At 69.9% G+C, this 18,656-nt stretch carries 15 protein-coding genes; 8 read left to right on the top strand and 7 right to left on the bottom strand.

The genetic code is table 11. The annotated features are described in order from the left end of the window. Window positions 1–31: 31 nt before the first annotated feature. Window positions 32–715, bottom strand: a complete 684-nt coding sequence (snpA, locus tag JYK17_RS23420; protein WP_108010588.1) for a snapalysin — start codon at window positions 713–715, stop codon at window positions 32–34. A gap of 189 nt (window positions 716–904) precedes the next feature. Between snpA and JYK17_RS23415 the strand changes: the two genes are divergently transcribed. The 4 genes from JYK17_RS23415 (at window position 905) to JYK17_RS23400 (ending at window position 5,732) form a co-directional block, all read left to right on the top strand. After that, the gene (locus tag JYK17_RS23415; RefSeq protein ID WP_222811130.1) at window positions 905–1,840 is read left to right on the top strand and encodes a LysR family transcriptional regulator; all 936 of its coding nucleotides are present in this window, start codon (window positions 905–907) and stop codon (window positions 1,838–1,840) included. Window positions 1,841–1,958: 118 nt separating this feature from the next. Then, on the top strand, window positions 1,959–3,275 hold the full coding sequence (locus JYK17_RS23410) for a VWA domain-containing protein (RefSeq protein ID WP_222811129.1): 1,317 nt from the start codon (window positions 1,959–1,961) through the stop codon (window positions 3,273–3,275). A gap of 203 nt (window positions 3,276–3,478) precedes the next feature. Next, entirely contained in the window at window positions 3,479–5,194 is a 1,716-nt protein-coding gene (gene metG / locus JYK17_RS23405) for a methionine--tRNA ligase (RefSeq protein WP_108010582.1), read from the top strand. Between the two features lie 61 nt (window positions 5,195–5,255). After that, entirely contained in the window at window positions 5,256–5,732 is a 477-nt protein-coding gene (locus JYK17_RS23400) for a hypothetical protein (protein WP_108010580.1), read from the top strand. Between the two features lie 66 nt (window positions 5,733–5,798). Here the strand turns inward: JYK17_RS23400 and aspS are convergent, their stop codons facing one another. Further along, complete coding sequence (gene aspS, locus JYK17_RS23395) at window positions 5,799–7,562, bottom strand: aspartate--tRNA ligase (RefSeq protein ID WP_108010578.1); 1,764 nt, start codon at window positions 7,560–7,562, stop codon at window positions 5,799–5,801. Window positions 7,563–7,737: 175 nt separating this feature from the next. Here aspS and JYK17_RS23390 point away from each other — a divergent pair, with 175 nt between their 5' ends. Beyond that, window positions 7,738–9,909 carry an ATP-binding SpoIIE family protein phosphatase gene (locus tag JYK17_RS23390; protein ID WP_108010576.1) on the top strand — a complete coding sequence of 724 codons (2,172 nt, stop codon included), beginning with the start codon at window positions 7,738–7,740 and terminating at the stop codon, window positions 9,907–9,909. Between the two features lie 45 nt (window positions 9,910–9,954). On the opposite strand, the gene JYK17_RS23385 is transcribed toward JYK17_RS23390, so the two are convergent. Then, complete coding sequence (locus JYK17_RS23385) at window positions 9,955–10,926, bottom strand: pirin family protein (protein ID WP_108010574.1); 972 nt, start codon at window positions 10,924–10,926, stop codon at window positions 9,955–9,957. 108 nt (window positions 10,927–11,034) lie between these two features. Next, complete coding sequence (locus tag JYK17_RS23380) at window positions 11,035–11,502, bottom strand: SseB family protein (RefSeq protein ID WP_016437136.1); 468 nt, start codon at window positions 11,500–11,502, stop codon at window positions 11,035–11,037. Window positions 11,503–11,651: 149 nt separating this feature from the next. Here JYK17_RS23380 and JYK17_RS23375 point away from each other — a divergent pair, with 149 nt between their 5' ends. The 3 genes from JYK17_RS23375 to JYK17_RS23365 all read left to right on the top strand — a co-directional run bounded on the left by JYK17_RS23375 (window position 11,652) and on the right by JYK17_RS23365 (window position 15,307). After that, the gene (locus tag JYK17_RS23375) at window positions 11,652–13,478 is read left to right on the top strand and encodes an acyl-CoA dehydrogenase (RefSeq protein ID WP_108010570.1); all 1,827 of its coding nucleotides are present in this window, start codon (window positions 11,652–11,654) and stop codon (window positions 13,476–13,478) included. Window positions 13,479–13,609: 131 nt separating this feature from the next. After that, on the top strand, window positions 13,610–14,953 hold the full coding sequence (locus tag JYK17_RS23370; RefSeq protein ID WP_108010568.1) for a M18 family aminopeptidase: 1,344 nt from the start codon (window positions 13,610–13,612) through the stop codon (window positions 14,951–14,953). Between the two features lie 105 nt (window positions 14,954–15,058). After that, window positions 15,059–15,307 carry a DUF6458 family protein gene (locus JYK17_RS23365; protein WP_108010566.1) on the top strand — a complete coding sequence of 83 codons (249 nt, stop codon included), beginning with the start codon at window positions 15,059–15,061 and terminating at the stop codon, window positions 15,305–15,307. Here JYK17_RS23365 and JYK17_RS23360 read toward each other — a convergent pair. The 3 genes from JYK17_RS23360 to JYK17_RS23350 all read right to left on the bottom strand — a co-directional run bounded on the left by JYK17_RS23360 (window position 15,295) and on the right by JYK17_RS23350 (window position 18,637). Then, entirely contained in the window at window positions 15,295–17,139 is a 1,845-nt protein-coding gene (locus tag JYK17_RS23360; RefSeq protein WP_128802433.1) for a thioredoxin-like domain-containing protein, read from the bottom strand. The genes JYK17_RS23365 and JYK17_RS23360 overlap by 13 nt on opposite strands. A 99-nt stretch (window positions 17,140–17,238) precedes the next feature. Next, on the bottom strand, window positions 17,239–18,099 hold the full coding sequence (locus tag JYK17_RS23355; protein WP_222811128.1) for a calcium-binding protein: 861 nt from the start codon (window positions 18,097–18,099) through the stop codon (window positions 17,239–17,241). 145 nt (window positions 18,100–18,244) lie between these two features. Next, the gene (locus JYK17_RS23350; RefSeq protein WP_128802431.1) at window positions 18,245–18,637 is read right to left on the bottom strand and encodes a cupin domain-containing protein; all 393 of its coding nucleotides are present in this window, start codon (window positions 18,635–18,637) and stop codon (window positions 18,245–18,247) included. Window positions 18,638–18,656: the final 19 nt, after the last annotated feature.

Here is an 18,656-nt window from a genome sequence, read left to right as displayed (position 1 = left end):
GCCGCGGCGGGACCAGGTCCCGTCAAATGGCTTACTGGCGGGCGCTCTTGTGGAGGGACTTCTCGCTCATGGCCTGGTCGAGGGCGGCGGCGAAGCCGTTGGCCCACAGCTGGTCGACCTTGGCCCGCTCATTGGCGTCCGGGTTGGGGTTGGTGCAGGACGGGCCGGGGCCGCCGCCCGACATCAGCTCGCTGCACGGGCCCTCGTAGTGGTCGGGCAGACCGAGGACGTGGCCGGTCTCGTGGGCGGTCACGCGCGTGGAGTCGTACTCCTGGTTCTGCGCGTAGTCGAGGAAGACGTAGCCGCTGCCGTGACCGTCGGTGGAGGCGTACGACCCGCGCGGGTCGTTGCCCTCGCGGTAGCTGAAGTCGGCGTTGGAGCCCGCCTGGAGCTTCACGTTCGAGACCGCGCCGTTCCATATCTGGGCGGCGCGGGATATCTGGGCGCTGAACGTGGGGGCGCCGGAGGGGTCGTAGGTGACCGTGACGGCGGCGGCGCTGGTGGGGTGGGCGGCCCGCTTCTCGGCGACGGACCTGAGCACCGCCTCGAAGAAGGCCTTGTTGGCCTTGGCCTCGGCGGCGGAGCCGTTGTAGCCGGAGTAGGGTGCCGGGGCCGGGGCGGCGGCGGCCGGAACCGCCGAACCCAGGCCGAAGGCCGCGAGGCTGAGGCCGGCGGCCGCGGCGGTGACTGCGGACATGCGCAGGGAAAGGCGCATCGATGACTCCTAGGTGGGGGTGAGTCAAGACGTCACCGGTGAGTCTCGGCCCCTGTGGGTGCGCTGTGATGATGGCAACCGGCGATAGCGCGGCCCTATCGCCGATCTGTCACAACGCCCAATTCACGTGTGCTCGCCGGGGTTTGTGCGTCTGGTGAAAGGTTTGATTCCGCTTTACCCTCCGAGGACATGGACCTCGAGGTGCGACACCTCCGCGCGCTGTGCGCCATAGCCGACACCGGCAGCCTGCACCGGGCCGCGCGGCAACTGGGCGTCGCCCAGCCGTCGTTGAGCACCCAGCTGCGCCGCATCGAGCACGAGCTGGGCGGGGCGCTGTTCGTCCGCGCCCGCACCGGCTGCCGGCCCACCCCGCTGGGCAGCCTGGTGCTGAGCCGGGCCCGCCCCCTGGTGGCCGAGATGCGCTCCCTGGTCAGCGAGGCGCGGGCCGCGGCGACCGGCGGCCCCGAACTGCGCATCGGCTCCACCGCGAGCAAGGCGCTGGCGGGCTGGCTGCGCCGGCTGCGCGCCCGCGGCCAGGACCCCACCCTGCACATGAACGTCTCCCCGAACGCCCTGCTGCGCATGGTCGCCGACGGCCAGCTGGACGTCGCCTTCGTGCACGAGGTCGAGGGCAGCCGGCTGCGCATCCCCGAGGGGCTGCGGCTGCGGGTCCTGGTGGAACGCGAGCCGCAGTTCGTGTACTTGGCGTCCGACCATCCGGCGGCCGTGCACGCCGTCGTCGACGTGCGTGAACTGGCCGGTGACCGCTGGATGATCGATCCGACGGTGGACGGGGAGTGGGACGCGGTGCAGCGGATGTTCCGCGGGGCGGGCATCAACCCGCACGTCCTGCACGGCGACTACCACACGGCCGCCGCACTGGTCGCCACCGGCGAGGTGGTCACCGTCTGCCAGCCGACCGCGATCTCCCACTCCGACATGGTGGTACGCCGGCTGCTGGGCGATCCGCTCGGTGTACGGCTGCTGCTGGCGGCCCGCACGGAGACCGATCTGGACGGAGCGCTGCCGTCGCTGGAGGAGGCGTACTGGGAATCGGCACGGCAGGCGCCGGCGTACCGTGAGTGGCTGGAACACTCCACTGGCGCGCTGTCCGGGGCCGGTTGACAGAAGTGACCGTACTGTCCCTTGCCCCTCCCCAAGATCACCATCCGGGGCCGCTAACCTTACGTGTCCGTCCTGGCCAGGGATTGACGGGCATCAACTCACGCGAAGGGTTGCGCACATGGGCATTCTCACTCTCCTGCGGAACGCATTCGGCAGGTCACGCAAGGGGCGTGCCGCCGAGGCAGAGGGTGCGGACCTAACCCCTTCGCACTCCACGGACCTCCCCTCCACCCAGGTCCCGGAGCCCCGCTCCGCCACCGACAAGTCCCCGAACGAACACGACCTGGTCTCAGCCGCCTTCGACAACGTGACGGTGCCTAGGCCTTCGGAGCCGGTGGACGCCCCTGAGCGGGCGGCGACTGAGAACGAAACGGCAACGACAACGGCGACCGAGCAGCCGAAGCCGAAGCCGACAGAACAACAGGAACCGGCCACGGAGGCGACGGAGCCGGAGCCGGAGCCGGTGGTCGAGGCGGAGCCGGAGCCGGTGGTCGAGGCGGAGCCGGAGCCGGTGGTCGAGGCGGAGGCCGAGAGCAAGCCGGTCGCCGAGGCCGAGCCCGTCGCTGCGAGCGCGAGCGAGCCGGTCGCCAAGCCCGACCCCGAGCCCGAGGCGAAGGCTGAGCCCGTCGTGGACAGCGAGCCCGAGCCCGTCGCAGAAGCCGCACCCGCCCCCGAGGTCGAGGAGGCGCCGCAGGCGCCGCCTGTCGTGGACGCATCGGCAGCCGCCGACGGCGAGGAAGCCCCACAGGGGCCACCCGCACCCGACAACGAGACTGTCACGGGTGGTGCGGGTGGGAACACAGCGGCCGAAGGCGCAGCCGAGGCCGCAAACGCCCTGGCCAAAGCCAACCTCACCGGCACCAAAGCAAAGACCTACCTCGTCCTGGACCGCTCCGCGAGCATGCGCCCGTACTACAAGGACGGCTCGGCCCAGGCCCTGGCCGACCAAACCCTCGCCCTCGCCGAACACCTGGACCCCGACGCCCCGGACAACACAACAGTCCACGTCGTCTTCTTCTCCACGGAAGTGGACGGCACCACAGACCTCACCCCCACCTCCCCCGACAACGCCGTGGACGCGACACACGCCACCCTCGGCCGCATGGGCCGCACCAGCTACCACGCAGCCGTAGAGGCAGTCCTCGCCCACTACGACAAGCACGTCACCCCCGGCACCCCCGCCCTCGTGGTCTTCCAGACGGACGGCGCCCCGGACGCGAAAACCCCCGCGACCCAGGCCCTCACCAGCGCCGCCAAGTCCCACCCGTCCGTCTTCTTCTCCTTCGTCGCGTTCGGCCACCACGACAACAAGGCCTTCGACTACCTCCGCAAACTGAAGACCGACAACACGGCCTTCTTCCACGCGGGCCCCACCCCCCTGGAGCTCACGGACGCCGAGCTCTACGACGGCGTACTGATCGACTGGCGCCCGTAACCGGCACCGCCGCACAGGGACAACCGGCCGCCCCTTCCCACCCACCAAAACGGGAAGCGGGCGGCCCACCCATGTCGGCTACGATTTCAAGGTTCGCAAAAAAGACGACAAGCCCCGCGAACACGACCCGAGCACCGCACCGAGCACCGCCCGAGCACCGCACCGAACACCGCCCCGAACACCGACCTGGGAGCACCCCACCGATGGCTCGACACCTCATCACCAGCGCCCTTCCGTACATCAACGGAATCAAGCACCTGGGCAACATGGTGGGGTCCATGCTCCCGGCCGACGTGTACTCCCGGTACCTCCGCCAGCGCGGCCACGACGTCCTGTACATCTGCGCGACGGACGAGCACGGCACCCCCGCCGAACTGGCCGCCAAGGAGCAGGGCCTCCCGGTCGACGAGTTCTGCGCCCAGGCCCACGACGCCCAGAAGGCGGTCTACGACGGCTTCGCGCTGGCCTTCGACTACTTCGGCCGCAGCTCCAGCCCGCAGAACGTCGAGATCACCCAGCACTTCGCCCGCCGCCTGAACGAGAACGGCTTCATCGAGGAACGGGCGATCCGCCAGGTCTACAGCCCCACCGACGGCCGCTTCCTCCCGGACCGCTATGTCGAGGGCACCTGCCCCCACTGCGGCTACGACCGGGCCCGCGGCGACCAGTGCGAGAACTGCACCCGCGTCCTGGACCCGACCGACCTGATCAACCCCCGCTCGGCGATCTCCGGCTCCACGGACCTGGAGGTCCGCGAGACCAAGCACCTCTTCCTCCTGCAGTCGAAGCTCCAGCACGAGGTCGAGGAGTGGGTCTCCCGGCACGAGGACGACTGGCCGCAGCTGGCCTCCTCGATCGCCCGCAAGTGGCTGAACGAGGGCCTGCACGACCGCGCGATCACCCGTGACCTGGACTGGGGCGTCCCGGTCCCGTCCGACACCTGGCCGGAGCTGGCCGCCGAGGGCAAGGTCTTCTACGTCTGGTTCGACGCCCCGATCGAGTACATCGGCGCGACGAAGGAGTGGTCGGACAAGGACCCGGAGAACCGCGACTGGAAGTCGTGGTGGTACGAGGCCGACGACACCGTCCGCTACACCGAGTTCATGGCGAAGGACAACGTCCCCTTCCACACGGTCATGTTCCCGGCCACCGAGCTGGGCGTGCGCGAGCCGTGGAAGAAGGTCGACTACGTCAAGGCCTTCAACTGGCTGACGTACTACGGCGGAAAGTTCTCCACCTCCCAGAAGCGGGGCGTCTTCACCGACCAGGCCCTCGAGATCCTGCCCGCCGACTACTGGCGCTACTTCCTGATCGCCAACGCCCCCGAGTCGGACGACGCGTCGTTCACCTGGGAGCACTTCACGGCGACGGTGAACAAGGACCTGGCCGACACCCTCGGCAACTTCGTCAACCGCGTCCTGTCGTTCTCGAAGAAGCGCTTCGGCGAGGAGGTCCCGGCGGGCGGCGAGCCCGGCGAGGCGGAGCGCAAGCTGGGCGAGCAGATCGCCGAGCTGCTCGCCGAGTACGAGACCCAGATGGAGGCGCTCCAGTTCCGCAAGGCGGCCTCGGCCCTGCGCGCCCTGTGGTCGGCCGGCAACTCCTACCTGGAGGAGAAGGCCCCCTGGCTGGAGATCAAGACGGACAAGGACGGCGCGGCCCTCACCCTGCGCACGGCGATGAACCTGATCCACCTCTACGCGGTGATCTCGGTACCCCTCATCCCGACCACCTCGACCGCCATGCGCCAGGCCTTCGCCCTGCCCGACGACACCGCGACCTGGGTCTCCCCGGACGAGGCGAAGTCCCTCGCCGCGGTGCCCGCAGGCACCCCCTTCACGGTCCCGCCGGTCCTCTTCGCCAAGCTGACGGACGACGACCTGGAGGAGTACAAGGAGCGCTTCGGGGGCGAGCCCGCGTAGGAACAGTGGAAAACGGGGCTCGGGAGGCGGATGCGCCTCCCGGGCCCCGTATTGTTCCGCCATGGCAGTACCCGAAGTCATCCCGATCGCCTACATGCCCAAGCACCGGACCGAGTCCATCGGACGGTATGCGGACGGCCAGTTCCTGGCGTCGGTCACCTATGCGTTCCCCGAAGGGTTCCACCCCGACGACGGCTGGGAAGAGCACAAACGGCTGTACACCGTGCTCCATCTCTTCGACGCCGAGGGCAACTACCGCGACTCGGAGATCTGGTGTGCCGGCACCTGGGCCGAGCAGCAGAGCAACCCCGACGGCGACGGTTCGGTCCTGGCCCGCGCGCGGGTCCATCTGGCCAAGCTCCTGCGCAGCCTGCCCCGCCGCTCCTACACCGACATAGCCGTACGGCCCTTCCGCGTCACCGTGGACGGCGTGCTGTTCGGCCTGGTGACCGGCGAGGACGAGGGCGAGGCCTGGGCCGAGCTGTACCCGGACCACCTCGGCTTCGGCGAGCCGTGGGACGGCACGTACGACACCTGAGGCACGGCGAAGGGCCCGGACCGGCGTCACCGCCGTCCGGGCCCTTCGCCGACCGCTCGTTGCTTCCTACTTCGGCTGCGGCTTGCGCACCGACAGGTGCAGCTCCCTCAGCCGCGCCTCCTCCAGCTCCGTCGGCGCGCCCATCATCAGGTCCTGGGCGTTGCCGTTGAGCGGGAAGGCGATGGTCTCGCGGATGTTCGGCTCGTCGGCCAGCAGCATGACGATGCGGTCGACACCCGGCGCGATGCCGCCGTGCGGCGGGGCGCCGAAGCGGAAGGCGCGCAACATGCCGGCGAACTTGTCCTCGACCGTCTCGCGGTCGTAGCCCGCGATCTCGAAGGCCTTGAGCATGATGTCCGGCTCGTGGTTCCGGATCGCGCCGGAGGACAGCTCCACGCCGTTGCAGACGATGTCGTACTGCCAGCCCAGGATGTCCAGCGGGTCCTGCGTCTCCAGGGCCTCGAGGCCGCCCTGCGGCATCGAGAAGGGGTTGTGCGAGAAGTCGATCGCGCCGGTCTCCTCGTCCTTCTCGTACATCGGGAAGTCGACGATCCAGCAGAAGCGGAAGACGCCCTCCTCGAAGTGCCCGGCGCGCTTGGCGGCCTCGACCCGCACCGCGCCCATGATCTTCGAGACCTCGTCGAACTCGCCCGCGCCGAAGAACACGGCGTGACCGGCGGCCAACGACAGCCGCTTGGTCAGCTCGGCGACGTTCTCCTCGGTGAGGAACTTCGCGATCGGGCCCGTCAGCGAGCCGTCCTCGGCGACCCGCACCCAGGCAAGGCCCTTGGCGCCCAGCGAGACGGCGTAGTCACCCAGCTGGTCGAAGAACTTGCGCGGCTGGTCCTGAACCGCCGGGACGGGCAGCGCCCGTACGTGCTTGCCCGCGAACGCCTTGAACTCCGAGCCCTCGAAGACGTCCGTGATGTCGACGAGCTCCAGCTGCGCGCGCAGGTCCGGCTTGTCGGAGCCGTACTTGAGCATCGCCTCACGGAACGGGATCCGCGGGAACGGCGAGGTCACATGGCGGCCGTTGCCGAACTCCTCGAACAGCTCGGTCATCAGCCTCTCGACGGGCTGGAAGACGTCCTCCTGCTCGACGAAGCTCATCTCGATGTCGAGCTGGTAGAACTCGCCCGGCGAACGGTCCGCACGCGCGTCCTCGTCACGGAAGCAGGGCGCGATCTGGAAGTAGCGGTCGAAGCCGGAGATCATCAGCAGCTGCTTGAACTGCTGCGGGGCCTGCGGCAGCGCGTAGAACTTGCCGGGGTTCAGGCGGGAGGGCACGACGAAGTCGCGGGCGCCCTCGGGGGAGGTGGCCGACAGGATCGGCGTCGCCATCTCGTTGAAGCCCAGCGCCGTCATCTTGTGGCGGATCGCCGAGATCACCGACGTACGCAGCAGGATGTTCTTGTGCATGCGCTCGCGGCGCAGGTCCAGGAAGCGGTACTCCAGGCGCCGTTCCTCGTTGACCCCGTCCTCGGTGTTGATCGTGAAGGGGAGCGGGGCGGCGGCGCCGAGCAGCTCGACCTCGCTCACCTCGACCTCGATCTCACCGGTGGGCAGCTCGGGGTTGATGTTCTCGGCGCCACGGGAGACCACCTTGCCGTCGACCCGGACGGTCGACTCCTTGGTGACCTTGTCGAGGGCCTCGTAGGCGGCCGTGCCGGGACGGGCGACCAGCTGCGTGATGCCGTAGTGGTCACGCAGATCGATGAAGAGGATGCCGCCCAGGTCGCGCCGATTGTGCAGCCAGCCACTCAGCCGGACGTCGCTGCCGACGTCAGAGGAGCGGAGCTGGCCGCAGGTGTGGGACCTGTACCGATGCATCGTCGTTCATCCAGTCTTCGCGGATCGGGGTCTGTGTTTCATGGCGTTTCACGTGAAACAACCCCAGGGTACCGGGCACCCCAAGATCGCCTCCCCACCATTACGGGGAGGCAATCGGTCATTACGGGGTGGCAATCAGTGGCACTCCTGGATCACCTCTTCATAAAGTGGGGCAATGCGCACTGGTGAGCCTCTGCCCGCCGTGGGGGAGGTTCTCGCCACCCTCGCGACCGGCATCTGGCAATGGGACACCGCCACCGACCGGGTCACGGTGAACGCCGAGGCCGCCCGGCTGCTCGGCCTGCCCGCCGTGGGGACCACCCTCACCGAGGCACAGACCCGGGCCCGTCTGCACCCGGTCGACTGGAACGAGATCACCGCCGTGGTCGGTCTCGCCGTCGCCGAACGCACCCTGGCCGAGGTCCGCATCCGGATCATGGACGAGCAGGGCCGGGTGATCCGTGTCGTCCGCTCCCGCTCCAAGCCGTCCTTCGACCGCGAGAAGCGGTCCTTCCAGCTGATCGGCACCCTTCAGGAGGTCACCGAACCCGCCCCGGGCACCCCGGCCGGACGCAGCGCCGTCACCGGTGACTGGCGGCGCTCCAGAGAGGCGTTCCTGCTGGATGCGGGCCGCGCGCTGGCGGAGGCGCGCTCCACGGAGGAGGTGCTGCGGGTCGCGGCCGGCCTGTCGATGCCGGGGTTCAGCCCGGACGGGCTCGCCGTCTTCGGCGTCGAGGGCGACCGCCTGACGATCATCGGCCACCACGGACACAAGGCCGGCGACGACGGCCCCTTCTCGAACATGGCCCTGGCCACGGACTACCCGGCCGCCGAGGTGGTCCGCACCGGCCGCGCCGTGTACATCTCCACCCCCGAGCAGTACAAGGCCCGCTATCCCGCCACCTGGCCGCTCGCCTCGTCCTTCGGCCGCCACTCGTGGGCCTTCCTGCCGCTGACCGTGGCCGGACGCACGATGGGCGCCTGGATGGCGGCCTTCGCCTACCCCGTCACCTTCAACCCCGACGAGCGCTCGGTGCTGACGACGGTGGCCCGCATGCTCGCCCAGGCCCTGTCGCGGGCCGGCGCCGCCGAGACCGAGCGCGCGCTCACCGACGGCCTGCAGCGCTCGATGCTGCCGACGCTCGGCCCGCAGATACCCGGGATGAACGTCGCCGCCCGCTACGTACCCACCGGCGGCGGGCTCCAGGTCGGCGGCGACTGGTACGACATGATCCCGCTGCCCGGCGGTCCGCACTCCGGGAGCGGCCGGATCGCCCTGGTCATCGGCGACGTCCAGGGCCACGACGTCCGCGCGGCCGGTCTCATGGGCCAGCTGCGGATCGCACTGCGCGCCTACGCCTCCGAGGGCCACCGCCCCGACGCCGTGCTCTCCCGCGCCTCCCGCTTCCTGCACGGGATGGCAGCCGACGACTCCGAGGACGACGAGGCGGATCTGCGCTTCGCGACCTGCCTGTACGTGGAGGCCGACCCGGCGACGGGCGTCCTGCAGATCGCGCGCGCCGGACATCCCGACCCGGCGATCCGCATGGCGGACGGCACGGTGCTGGCCCGTCCGACGGCGGGCGGCCTGCCGCTGGGCATCGACCCGGACGCCGACTACCCGACCACGCGGATCACCCTCCAACCCGGCGAGACCATGCTGATCTGCACCGACGGCCTGATCGAGACCGGCGGCCACGACCTGGAGAGCGGCTGGCAGCGGATCCGCGCGATCCTGGAGGAACACAAGGGCGACGATCTGGAGGAACTGGCGGACGCCCTGGTACAGGGCGTGCACGGGCCCTCCTCGCACCACACCACCGGCCCGCTCGCCGACCGGCGCGAGGACGACATAGCGGTACTGCTGCTGTCCCGGCCGGGGGAGAGCCCCGACGAGGCCCTGCTCGTACCGCCGCCGGTGCGCCGCACCATGCTGTCCGTCGCACAGGCGGAACCGGAGCGGGTGGCGGCCGCCCGCCAGCAACTGCGCGAGCTGCTGCACGACTGGCCCGAGCCGGACCAGGTCGACTCGGCGGTGCTGCTGGTCTCCGAGATGCTCACCAACGTCCTGGTGCACACCGACGCCGACGCACTGCTGCTGGCCGAGGTCCGGGGCGAGCCCGGCGCCCGCCGGATGCGCATCCAGGTCACCGACACCAGCGACGCCCTCCCCCACAAACGCCGCCCCGGCGAGCTGGCCTCCTCCGGCCGCGGCCTGGTCCTCATCGAACTCCTCGCCGACGCCTGGGGCGTGGACCCCCAGGGCGAGGGCAAACGCATCTGGTTCGAACTCCACGAGTCCGCCGGTCCGGGCACGGCCGGGACGGACGGCTCACTCCAGGAGTAGCGCTCGCGCCTGGCTCGCGCCTGCGAGGAGGTCCGGCGCGAGGCCCTACAGGCCGCCCTCCGACATCCCGTGCACCGCCGGGATCGTCCCCAGGCGGCCCTTCTGGAAGTCGTCGAAGGCCTGCTGCAGTTCCTCGCGGGTGTTCATCACGAACGGGCCGTAGTGGGCCATCGGCTCACGGATGGGCTGCCCGCCCAGGAGCACGACCTCCAGGTCCGGGGTGTTCGAGTCCTGCTTCTCGTCCGCGCGCACGGTCAGCGAGCCGCCGCTGCCGAAGACGGCCGTCTGGCCCAGGTGGACCGGGCGGCGCTCGGCGCCCACGCTGCCGCGCCCGGCCAGGACGTAGGCGAGACCGTTGAAGTCCTCGCGCCACGGCAGCGTGATCTCAGCGCCCGGTGCCAGGGTCGCGTGGACCATGGTGATCGGCGTGTGCGTGATGCCGGGGCCCTGGTGGCCGTCCAGTTCGCCCGCGATGACGCGGAGCAGAGAGCCACCGTCCGGCGAGGTCAGCAGCTGCACCTGGCCGCCGCGGATGTCCTGGTAGCGCGGGTCCCGCATCTTGTCCTTGGCGGGCAGGTTGACCCAGAGCTGAAGGCCGTGGAAGAGGCCGCCGGACACGACGAGCGACTCGGGCGGGGTCTCGATGTGCAGCAGGCCGGAGCCCGCCGTCATCCACTGGGTGTCGCCGTTCGTGATGGTCCCGCCGCCGCCATTGCTGTCCTGGTGGACGAACGTTCCGTCGATGATGTACGTCACGGTCTCGAACCCCCGGTGCGGATGCCAGGGGGTCCCCTTCGGCTCGGACGGCCCGTAGTCCACCTCACCCATCTGATCCATCATGATGAACGGGTCGAGGTACTGGTAATTGATCCCCGCGAACGCCCGGCGCACCGGGAAGCCCTCGCCCTCGAAACCGCTCGGCGCGGTCGTGACGGCGAGTACGGGACGCGCCTCTGCGTCGGCCGGCGCGGTGACGCGCGGCAGCGTCAGCGGGTTCTCGACAGTCACTGCAGGCATGTCGGTACCTCCTTGGTGTGACACCAGTTTAGTTGAGCATTGAACTTTCTGCCACCCAAAACAGAGAAGGCCCGGAGGGCATTCCCTCCGGGCCGCCGGTGGCACGCGTCAGCCGTACATCCTGCGCATCGCGAACTCGACCATCTGCTCCACGGCCTTCGCGTCGAAGACCATGCGGTGCTCGCCCTCCATGTCGAGGACGAAGCCGTAGCCGGTGGGCAGCAGGTCGATGACCTCCGCTCCCGTGATCACGAAGTACTTGGACTCCTTGCCCGCGTACCGGCGCAGCTCCTTGAGCGAGGTGAACATCGGGATCACCGGCTGCTGGGTGTTGTGCAGGGCGAGGAAACCCGGGTTGTCGCCGCGCGGGCAGTAGACCTTCGACGTGGCGAAGACCTGCTGGAAATCCTCCGCGGAGAGCTGGCCGGTGGTGAAGGCCCGCACCGCGTCCGCGAGCGACGGCGGGGACGGCTCGGGGTACAGCGGTGGCTGCTGCCCGTAACCGCCCGGGCCCGGCGGCGGCTGGGCGTACTGCTGCTGCGCACCCGCACCCACGTTCTGGTCGTAGCCGTACATGGACGCAAGAGTACTGAGTCACAGATGACCGATTCGGGCTTGCTTCTTATTACCGACGGGTAGCATCATCGTAGCTACTTGTTGGTACGTGAACTAGCGCGAGGAGCTACACCCGGTGCCTCGCCGATCTCTCTAACGGAGCCGTCGCCATGGGGCACTACAAGTCGAATCTGCGCGACATCGAGTTCAACCTCTTCGAAGTCCTCGGGCGGGACAAGCTGTACGGCACCGGCCCGTTCGAGGAGATGGACACCGAGACCGCGAAGAGCATCCTCGAGGAGCTGACCCGGCTCGCGGAGAACGAGCTGGCGGAGTCCTTCGCCGACGCCGACCGCAACCCCCCGGTCTTCGACCCGGAGACCCACACCGCCCCGGTCCCGGCGTCCTTCAAGAAGAGCTACAAGTCCTTCATGGAGTCGGAGTACTGGCGCCTGGGCCTGCCCGAGGAGATCGGCGGCACCACCGCCCCGCGCTCCCTGATCTGGGCCTACGCGGAACTGGTGCTCGGCGCCAACCCGGCCGTGTGGATGTACTCCTCGGGCCCCGCGTTCGCCGGCATCCTCTTCGAGGAGGGCAACGAGGTCCAGAAGCACATCGCCAAGATCGCCGTGGAGAAGCAGTGGGGCTCCACGATGGTGCTCACCGAGCCCGACGCGGGCTCCGACGTGGGCGCCGGCCGTACCAAGGCGGTCCAGCAGGAGGACGGCTCCTGGCACATCGAGGGCGTGAAGCGCTTCATCACCTCCGGTGAGCACGACATGTCGGAGAACATCCTCCACTACGTCCTCGCCCGCCCCGAGGGTGCCGGTCCCGGCACCAAGGGCCTGTCCCTCTTCCTCGTGCCGAAGTACGAGTTCGACTTCGAGACCGGTGAACTCGGCGAGCGCAACGGCGTCTACGCCACCAACGTCGAGCACAAGATGGGCCTGAAGGCCTCCAACACCTGCGAGATGACCTTCGGCGACCAGCACCCCGCCAAGGGCTGGCTGATCGGCGACAAGCACGACGGCATCCGCCAGATGTTCCGCATCATCGAGTTCGCCCGCATGATGGTCGGCACGAAGGCGATCTCCACGCTGTCGACGGGCTACCTGAACGCGCTGGAGTACGCCAAGGAGCGCGTCCAGGGCCCCGACCTGGCGAACTTCATGGACAAGACCGCGCCGAAGGTCACCATCACCCACCACCCCGACGTGCGCCGCTCGCTGATGACGCAGAAGGCGTACGCCGAGGGCATGCGCGCCCTGGTCCTCCACACCGCCGCCCTCCAGGACGAGATCCAGGTCAAGGAAGCGGCCGGCGAGGACGCCAAGGCCGAGATCGCGCTCAACGACCTGCTGCTGCCGATCGTCAAGGGCTACGGCTCCGAGAAGGGCTACGAGCAGCTCGCCCAGTCGCTGCAGACCTTCGGCGGCTCCGGGTTCCTGCAGGAGTACCCGATCGAGCAGTACATCCGCGACGCCAAGATCGACACCCTGTACGAGGGCACCACCGCGATCCAGGGCCAGGACTTCTTCTTCCGGAAGATCGTCCGCAACCAGGGCGCGGCGCTGAACTCGCTGGCCGAGGACATCAAGAAGTTCCTGGCGCTCGGCACCGGCGGCGAGGAGCTGGCGGGCGCCCGTGAGCACCTGGCGAAGGCCGCCGTCGAGCTGGAGGCCATCGTCGGCCTGATGCTGACCGACCTCGCGGCCACCGAGCAGGACGTCAAGAACATCTACAAGGTGGGCCTGAACACCACCCGCCTGCTCATGGCCTCCGGTGACGTGGTCGTCGGCTATCTGCTGCTCAAGGGTGCCGCGGTCGCCGCCGACAAGCTGGAGACGGCCAGCAGCAAGGACAAGGCGTTCTACCAGGGCAAGATCGCGGCGGCGAAGTTCTTCGCGGCCAACGTCCTGCCGGGCGTCACCGGCGCGCGCAAGCTCGCCGAGGGCGTCGAGCTGGACCTGATGGAGCTGGACGAGGACGCCTTCTAGCGTTCCCCGTCGCGTTCCCCGTCGCGGGTTCCGGCGCCCCGGTTCTGGGTAGCCAAAATTCCACATCGCCCTCACGAGGGCCCGCTCCCGCTACGAGGAGTGGGCCCTCGTACGTCGTTAAGGTGAACCCCATGAGCGCACCCCACCGCTTCGACCGCGGCCACACCGACGACCTGATGTCCTTCCTGGCGGCGAGCCCGTCGCCGTACCACGCGGTGGCCAGTGCCGCCGAGCGGCTGGAGAAGGCCGGGTTCAGGCAGGTCTCGGAGACGGACGCCTGGGACATGGAGCCGGCGGCGGACGCCGCCGACGCCGGCGTCGCGGTCTCGGCCGCGGGCAGCGGCGGCAGATACGTGCTGCGCGGCGGCGCGATCGTGGCCTGGTACGTCCCCGAGGGAGCGGCGCCCCACACGCCGTTCCGCATCGTCGGCGCGCACACCGACTCCCCGAACCTGCGGGTCAAGCCGCAGCCCGACACCGGAGCGCACGGCTGGCGCCAAGTCGCCGTGGAGATCTACGGCGGGCCGCTGCTGAACTCCTGGCTCGACCGCGACCTGGGCCTGTCCGGCCGGCTCACCCTGCGGGACGGCTCGACCCGGCTGGTCAACGTCGACCGGCCGCTGATGCGGGTCCCCCAGCTCGCCATCCACCTCGACCGCTCGGTGTCGGCGGACGGCCTCAAGCTCGACAAGCAGCGCCACATCCTGCCGATCTGGGGCCTGGGCAACGACGTGCGCGAGGGCGATCTGATCGCCTTCCTGGAGGAGGAGGCCGGGCTCGGCGCGGGCCAGGTCACCGGCTGGGACCTGATGACGCACTCCGTGGAGGCGCCGGCCCATCTCGGCCGGGACAAGGAACTGGTCGCCGGGCCGCGGATGGACAACCTGCTGTCCGTGCACGCCGGTGTGGCCGCGCTGACGGCGGTGGCCGGCAGCAGCGACCTGTCCTGCATCCCCGTCCTGGCCGCCTTCGACCACGAGGAGAACGGCTCGCAGTCGGACACGGGCGCGGACGGGCCGCTGCTCGGCAGCGTGCTGGAGCGTTCGGTGTTCGCGCGCGGCGGGTCCTTCGAGGACCGGGCCAGGGCCTTCGCGGGCACGGTCTGCCTGTCCTCCGACACCGGCCACGCCGTCCACCCCAACTACGCGGAGCGGCACGACCCGACGCACCACCCGCGGGTCAACGGCGGTCCCATCCTCAAGGTCAACGTCAACAACCGCTACGCCACCGACGGTTCGGGCCGCGCGGTCTTCGCCGCCGCCTGCGAGAAGGCGAACGTCCCCTTCCAGTCCTTCGTCTCCAACAACTCCATGCCGTGCGGCACCACGATCGGCCCGATCACCGCCGCCCGGCACGGCATCAAGACCGTCGACATCGGCGTGGCGATCCTCTCCATGCACAGCGCGCGTGAACTGTGCGGCGCCGACGACCCGCATCTGCTGGCGAACGCGCTGGTGGCGTTCCTTCAGGGCTGACGGCGCAGACCTGAGCGGTCGCCTCCGCATGAGCAGCTCCCCTGCGGGTACCCGGAGTTGACCGGGAGTCCGGAAGCCACCGGACCGGAGAGGGAGGCGACACTCATGGGCCTCGGCGGATGCATCATCCTCATCGCCGCGGGAGCAATTCTCACGTTCGCGACCGACTGGCACATGAAGGGGGTCAATCTCGATCTGGTCGGCATCATCCTCATGATCGTCGGACTGATCGGCGTCAGCACCTTCAGCGGCATCGCCCGCCGCCGCCGTGTGGTCGTACCGCCCACGACGCCGGTCGTGGAAGAGGAACGGCACCACCACCGCGACGGCTACAGCGACGGCTACGGCGTCTGATCGTCCAGAGACGCCTGATCGTCCAGACCGGCGAGCACCAGCGGCAGCCGGTCCGCACCGCCCTGGGCGAGGCGGACCGGCACACCCCAGTCCTGCTGATGGACATGGCAGGCCGGGTACTCGTTCGCCTCGTCGTCGTCGCACGACGCCGCCATCGCGGACACATGCAGAACCCCCTCCGTGACCCGCGGATCCAGCTCCAGGACGCGGCTGAGATCCGTGCCCGCTCCCTCTCCCGACAGCAGCAGCTCCGGCGGGGTGGCCGAGACCAGCAGCCGGGTCGAGGGGCCGTACCGCTCATCGAGCTTCTGACCCGCCGGGGCCTGGAAGATCACGTCCAACTCCAGCCTGCCCGGGGCGACTTCGGTGGCCGCGCGCTGCGTGCGGTGGGCCACCGACGCCACCTGGACGGCCTCCTCCGGCAGGCGCAGCCTGGTCAGCCGGTGCCGGGCCGACTCCACCACCACGAGGTCGTCGCCGACGAGCACCGCGTCGCTCGGCTCCCGCAAGTCCGTGGCGAGGGTGGTGACTTCGCCGGTCGCCGGGTCGTAGCGGCGCAGGGCGTGGTTGTACGTGTCGCTCACCGCGACCGAGCCGTCGGGCAGCGCGGTGACGCCCAACGGGTGTTGGAGCAGGGCCTGTTCGGCGGCGCCGTCGCGGTGCCCGAAGTCGAACAGGCCGGTGCCGACCGCGGTGTGCACACTGCCGTCCGGCTCCACCCAACGCAGGGCCGACGTCTCGGAGTCGGCGACCCACAGGCGATCGGCGGTGGCGGCGAGCCCGGAGGGCTGCGCGAACCAGGCCTCGGCGCCGGGCCCGTCCACCAGACCCTCGTTGGTCGTACCCGCCGTGACGGCGACCGTCCGCTCCACCGGGTCGTACGCCCACAACTGGTGCACGCCCGCCATCGCGATCCACACCCTGCCGCCGAAGAGGGCAACGTCCCACGGTGACGACAGGTCGACCTCGCGCGCCGGACCCGAGGTGGGCGAGCCCTGCCACCACTGCCGGCCCGTGCCCGCGAGCGTGGTGACCTCGCCCGTCGCGAGGTCGAGCCGGCGCAGGGCGTGATTCACCGTGTCGGCGACGACGACCGCGCCCTCGTCGAGCAGCGCGAGCCCCTGCGGCTCGCTGAAGGCGGCGGTGCCCGCCGGGCCGTCCGTGAACCCGCGCTCCCCGGACCCGATCCGCCGTACGACGCTCTCCCCGTCCGCCTCCAGCTCCACCAGCTGATGCCGGGTCGTGTCGCTCACCAGAAAATTGCCGGACGGCAGCACGAGCGCCTTGCCGGGGAAGCGCAGGGCCGTCGGCTGCGGCTCCGGCGCCACATAGGGCCCGTCCCCGCGCCGCAGCGTCCCCTTGGCCCCGTGCTCGGCCTCCAGCTCCGTCACCAGCCGCTCGATGGCGTGCACATGGCCCTCACCGGCGTGCTGCGCGACGACGTACCCCTCGGGGTCGATCACCACGAGTGTCGGCCACGCGCGCACCGCGTACTGCTTCCACGTCGCCAGCTCCGGGTCGTCCAGCACCGGATGCGCCACCCCGTACCGCTCCACCGCGTCCACCACCGCCGCATGTTCCGCCTCGTGCACGAACTTCGGCGAGTGCACACCGATCACCACGACGGTGTCGGCGTGCCTCTCCTCCAGCTCACGGAGCTCGTCGAGGACATGTAGGCAGTTGATGCAGCAAAACGTCCAAAAGTCGAGCAGAACAATGCGTCCGCGCAGGTCGGCGAGGGTGTACTGCTTGTCTCCGGTGTTCAGCCAGCCGCCCTTGCCGACCAGCTCGGGGGCGCGGACTCGGACGCGGCGAGGGGTGGAGTCGGTCATGGATCAAGGGTGCCACTCGGCACCGACAACCGGCCCGGCGACCGCCTCCGGGCCGTCCGGGCCGCTCGGGCCCTCAAGCCCTCAAGCCGTCCCGTGCCCTCAGTCCTGGTGGATCACATTGCTGCCCGGGCCGCCCGAGAGGGTGTCGGTGCCGGGGCCGCCGTAGAGCTTGTCGTTGCCGCTGTTGCCGTACAGGGTGTCGTTGCCGCTGTTGCCGTAGATGACATCGTTGCCCTTGCCACCGTAGAGCAAGTCGTCGCCGGTGCCGCCGTAAATGGTGTCGTTGCCGTCGTCGCCCGACAGGTCCTGGGCGCCGGCGCCGCCGTGCAGCGTGTCGTCGCCCGCGCCGCCCTTGACGATGTTGTCGCCGCCGCTCGCGAAGATCGTGTCCTTGCCGTCGCCGCCCCAGGCCAGGCCGTCGGCGCCCACGTTGATCGTGTCGTTGCCCGCCTCGCCGTCGACGTAGGCACCGTCGAGCCGGCCGGTGTCGATGGCCTTGTCGTCGCCGGCGCCGAGCGAGATCTCGGCGTAGGAGTACACCTGGCCGGTGGCGTTGTTGTACGCCGCCTTGTCGTTGCCGTCGCCGAGGTCCATGACCAGGGCGGGGTACGGGTCCTGGCTCTCCACGTCGGTGACCGTGCAGGAGACCTTGGTCCGGTCCGATGCGTCGAGGTAGGTGCAGTCGTGGCCCGCGCTGATCGGGACGACGTCGTCGATGACGTAGGTGAAGCCGGTGCGGTCCGCGGTGTACGACGCCGTGACCGTGGCCGTGTTGGCCTGGCCGGGGGCGGCCTTGTAGGTGAGCTGCCAGTCGTATTCGTTGACCGAGGCGGTGGCGGGCGTCGTCGCGGCGGCGGCGCTGCCGGCCGTCGTGAGCGGTACGGCCAGGGCCGCGCCGAAGGCCAGCGTCACCGCCGGGACGACGCCGATCAGCCGGTGGCGGGCGGGACGAGAGCGCATGGAAGACCTCCGTGAGGAACGTGAGCACTGTGCGGCTTACGTAACGTCCGACACGGCCTGCGCCTGTTTGGTTGGCCAACTCCCGCATACGCACGGGATGTTCAACTCCGGGTCACCTCGTGTCCCGGTGGATTCCGCGGCCCGGTCAGCCGAGGGCGTGGCCGGTGGTGGCGTCCACGTGCGCGGGGATGTCGTCGTGGCGGTCGCCGACCGTGGAGGTGCCGGCCGGTTCCAGCATGAGGATCGCGGTGGGCACGCGCGCGTACGGCTTGTGCTCGGTGCCGCGCGGGACGGTGAAGACCGAGCCGCGCGCGAGGACGACCGTGCGCTCGCCGGCCGGCTCGCGCAGCGAGATGTGCAGTTCTCCGTCCAGGACCAGGAAGAACTCGTCGGTGTGGTCGTGGACGTGCCAGAGGTGCTCGCCCTCGACCTTCGCGATGCGGACGTCGTAGTCGTTGACGGTGGTGACGATGCGGGGGCTCCACTGCTCGGTGAAGGAGGCGAGGGCCTGGTCCAGGGCGACGGGTTCGTTGGTCATGCGCTCCATCGTCGGCGGT

This window comes from Streptomyces plumbidurans (assembly GCF_019857225.1).
Classification (GTDB): Bacteria; Actinomycetota; Actinomycetes; order Streptomycetales; family Streptomycetaceae; genus Streptomyces; species Streptomyces plumbidurans.
The sequence above is the reverse complement of the archived record's forward strand: the minus strand, read 5'-3'. Positions and strand labels throughout refer to the sequence as shown.

What these genes read in the sequence shown, in the direction of transcription:
- JYK17_RS23365 (WP_108010566.1), top strand. Translation starts at nt 15,059, where the DNA reads ATGGGCCTCGGCGGATGCATCATCCTCATCGCCGCGGGAGCAATTCTC.
- aspS (WP_108010578.1), bottom strand. Translation starts at nt 7,562, where the DNA reads ATGCATCGGTACAGGTCCCACACCTGCGGCCAGCTCCGCTCCTCTGAC.
- JYK17_RS23350 (WP_128802431.1), bottom strand. Translation starts at nt 18,637, where the DNA reads ATGACCAACGAACCCGTCGCCCTGGACCAGGCCCTCGCCTCCTTCACC.
- JYK17_RS23360 (WP_128802433.1), bottom strand. Translation starts at nt 17,139, where the DNA reads ATGACCGACTCCACCCCTCGCCGCGTCCGAGTCCGCGCCCCCGAGCTG.
- JYK17_RS23380 (WP_016437136.1), bottom strand. Translation starts at nt 11,502, where the DNA reads ATGTACGGCTACGACCAGAACGTGGGTGCGGGTGCGCAGCAGCAGTAC.
- metG (WP_108010582.1), top strand. Translation starts at nt 3,479, where the DNA reads ATGGCTCGACACCTCATCACCAGCGCCCTTCCGTACATCAACGGAATC.
- JYK17_RS23400 (WP_108010580.1), top strand. Translation starts at nt 5,256, where the DNA reads ATGGCAGTACCCGAAGTCATCCCGATCGCCTACATGCCCAAGCACCGG.
- JYK17_RS23390 (WP_108010576.1), top strand. Translation starts at nt 7,738, where the DNA reads ATGCGCACTGGTGAGCCTCTGCCCGCCGTGGGGGAGGTTCTCGCCACC.
- JYK17_RS23415 (WP_222811130.1), top strand. Translation starts at nt 905, where the DNA reads ATGGACCTCGAGGTGCGACACCTCCGCGCGCTGTGCGCCATAGCCGAC.
- JYK17_RS23385 (WP_108010574.1), bottom strand. Translation starts at nt 10,926, where the DNA reads ATGCCTGCAGTGACTGTCGAGAACCCGCTGACGCTGCCGCGCGTCACC.
- JYK17_RS23355 (WP_222811128.1), bottom strand. Translation starts at nt 18,099, where the DNA reads ATGCGCTCTCGTCCCGCCCGCCACCGGCTGATCGGCGTCGTCCCGGCG.
- JYK17_RS23370 (WP_108010568.1), top strand. Translation starts at nt 13,610, where the DNA reads ATGAGCGCACCCCACCGCTTCGACCGCGGCCACACCGACGACCTGATG.
- JYK17_RS23375 (WP_108010570.1), top strand. Translation starts at nt 11,652, where the DNA reads ATGGGGCACTACAAGTCGAATCTGCGCGACATCGAGTTCAACCTCTTC.
- snpA (WP_108010588.1), bottom strand. Translation starts at nt 715, where the DNA reads ATGCGCCTTTCCCTGCGCATGTCCGCAGTCACCGCCGCGGCCGCCGGC.
- JYK17_RS23410 (WP_222811129.1), top strand. Translation starts at nt 1,959, where the DNA reads ATGGGCATTCTCACTCTCCTGCGGAACGCATTCGGCAGGTCACGCAAG.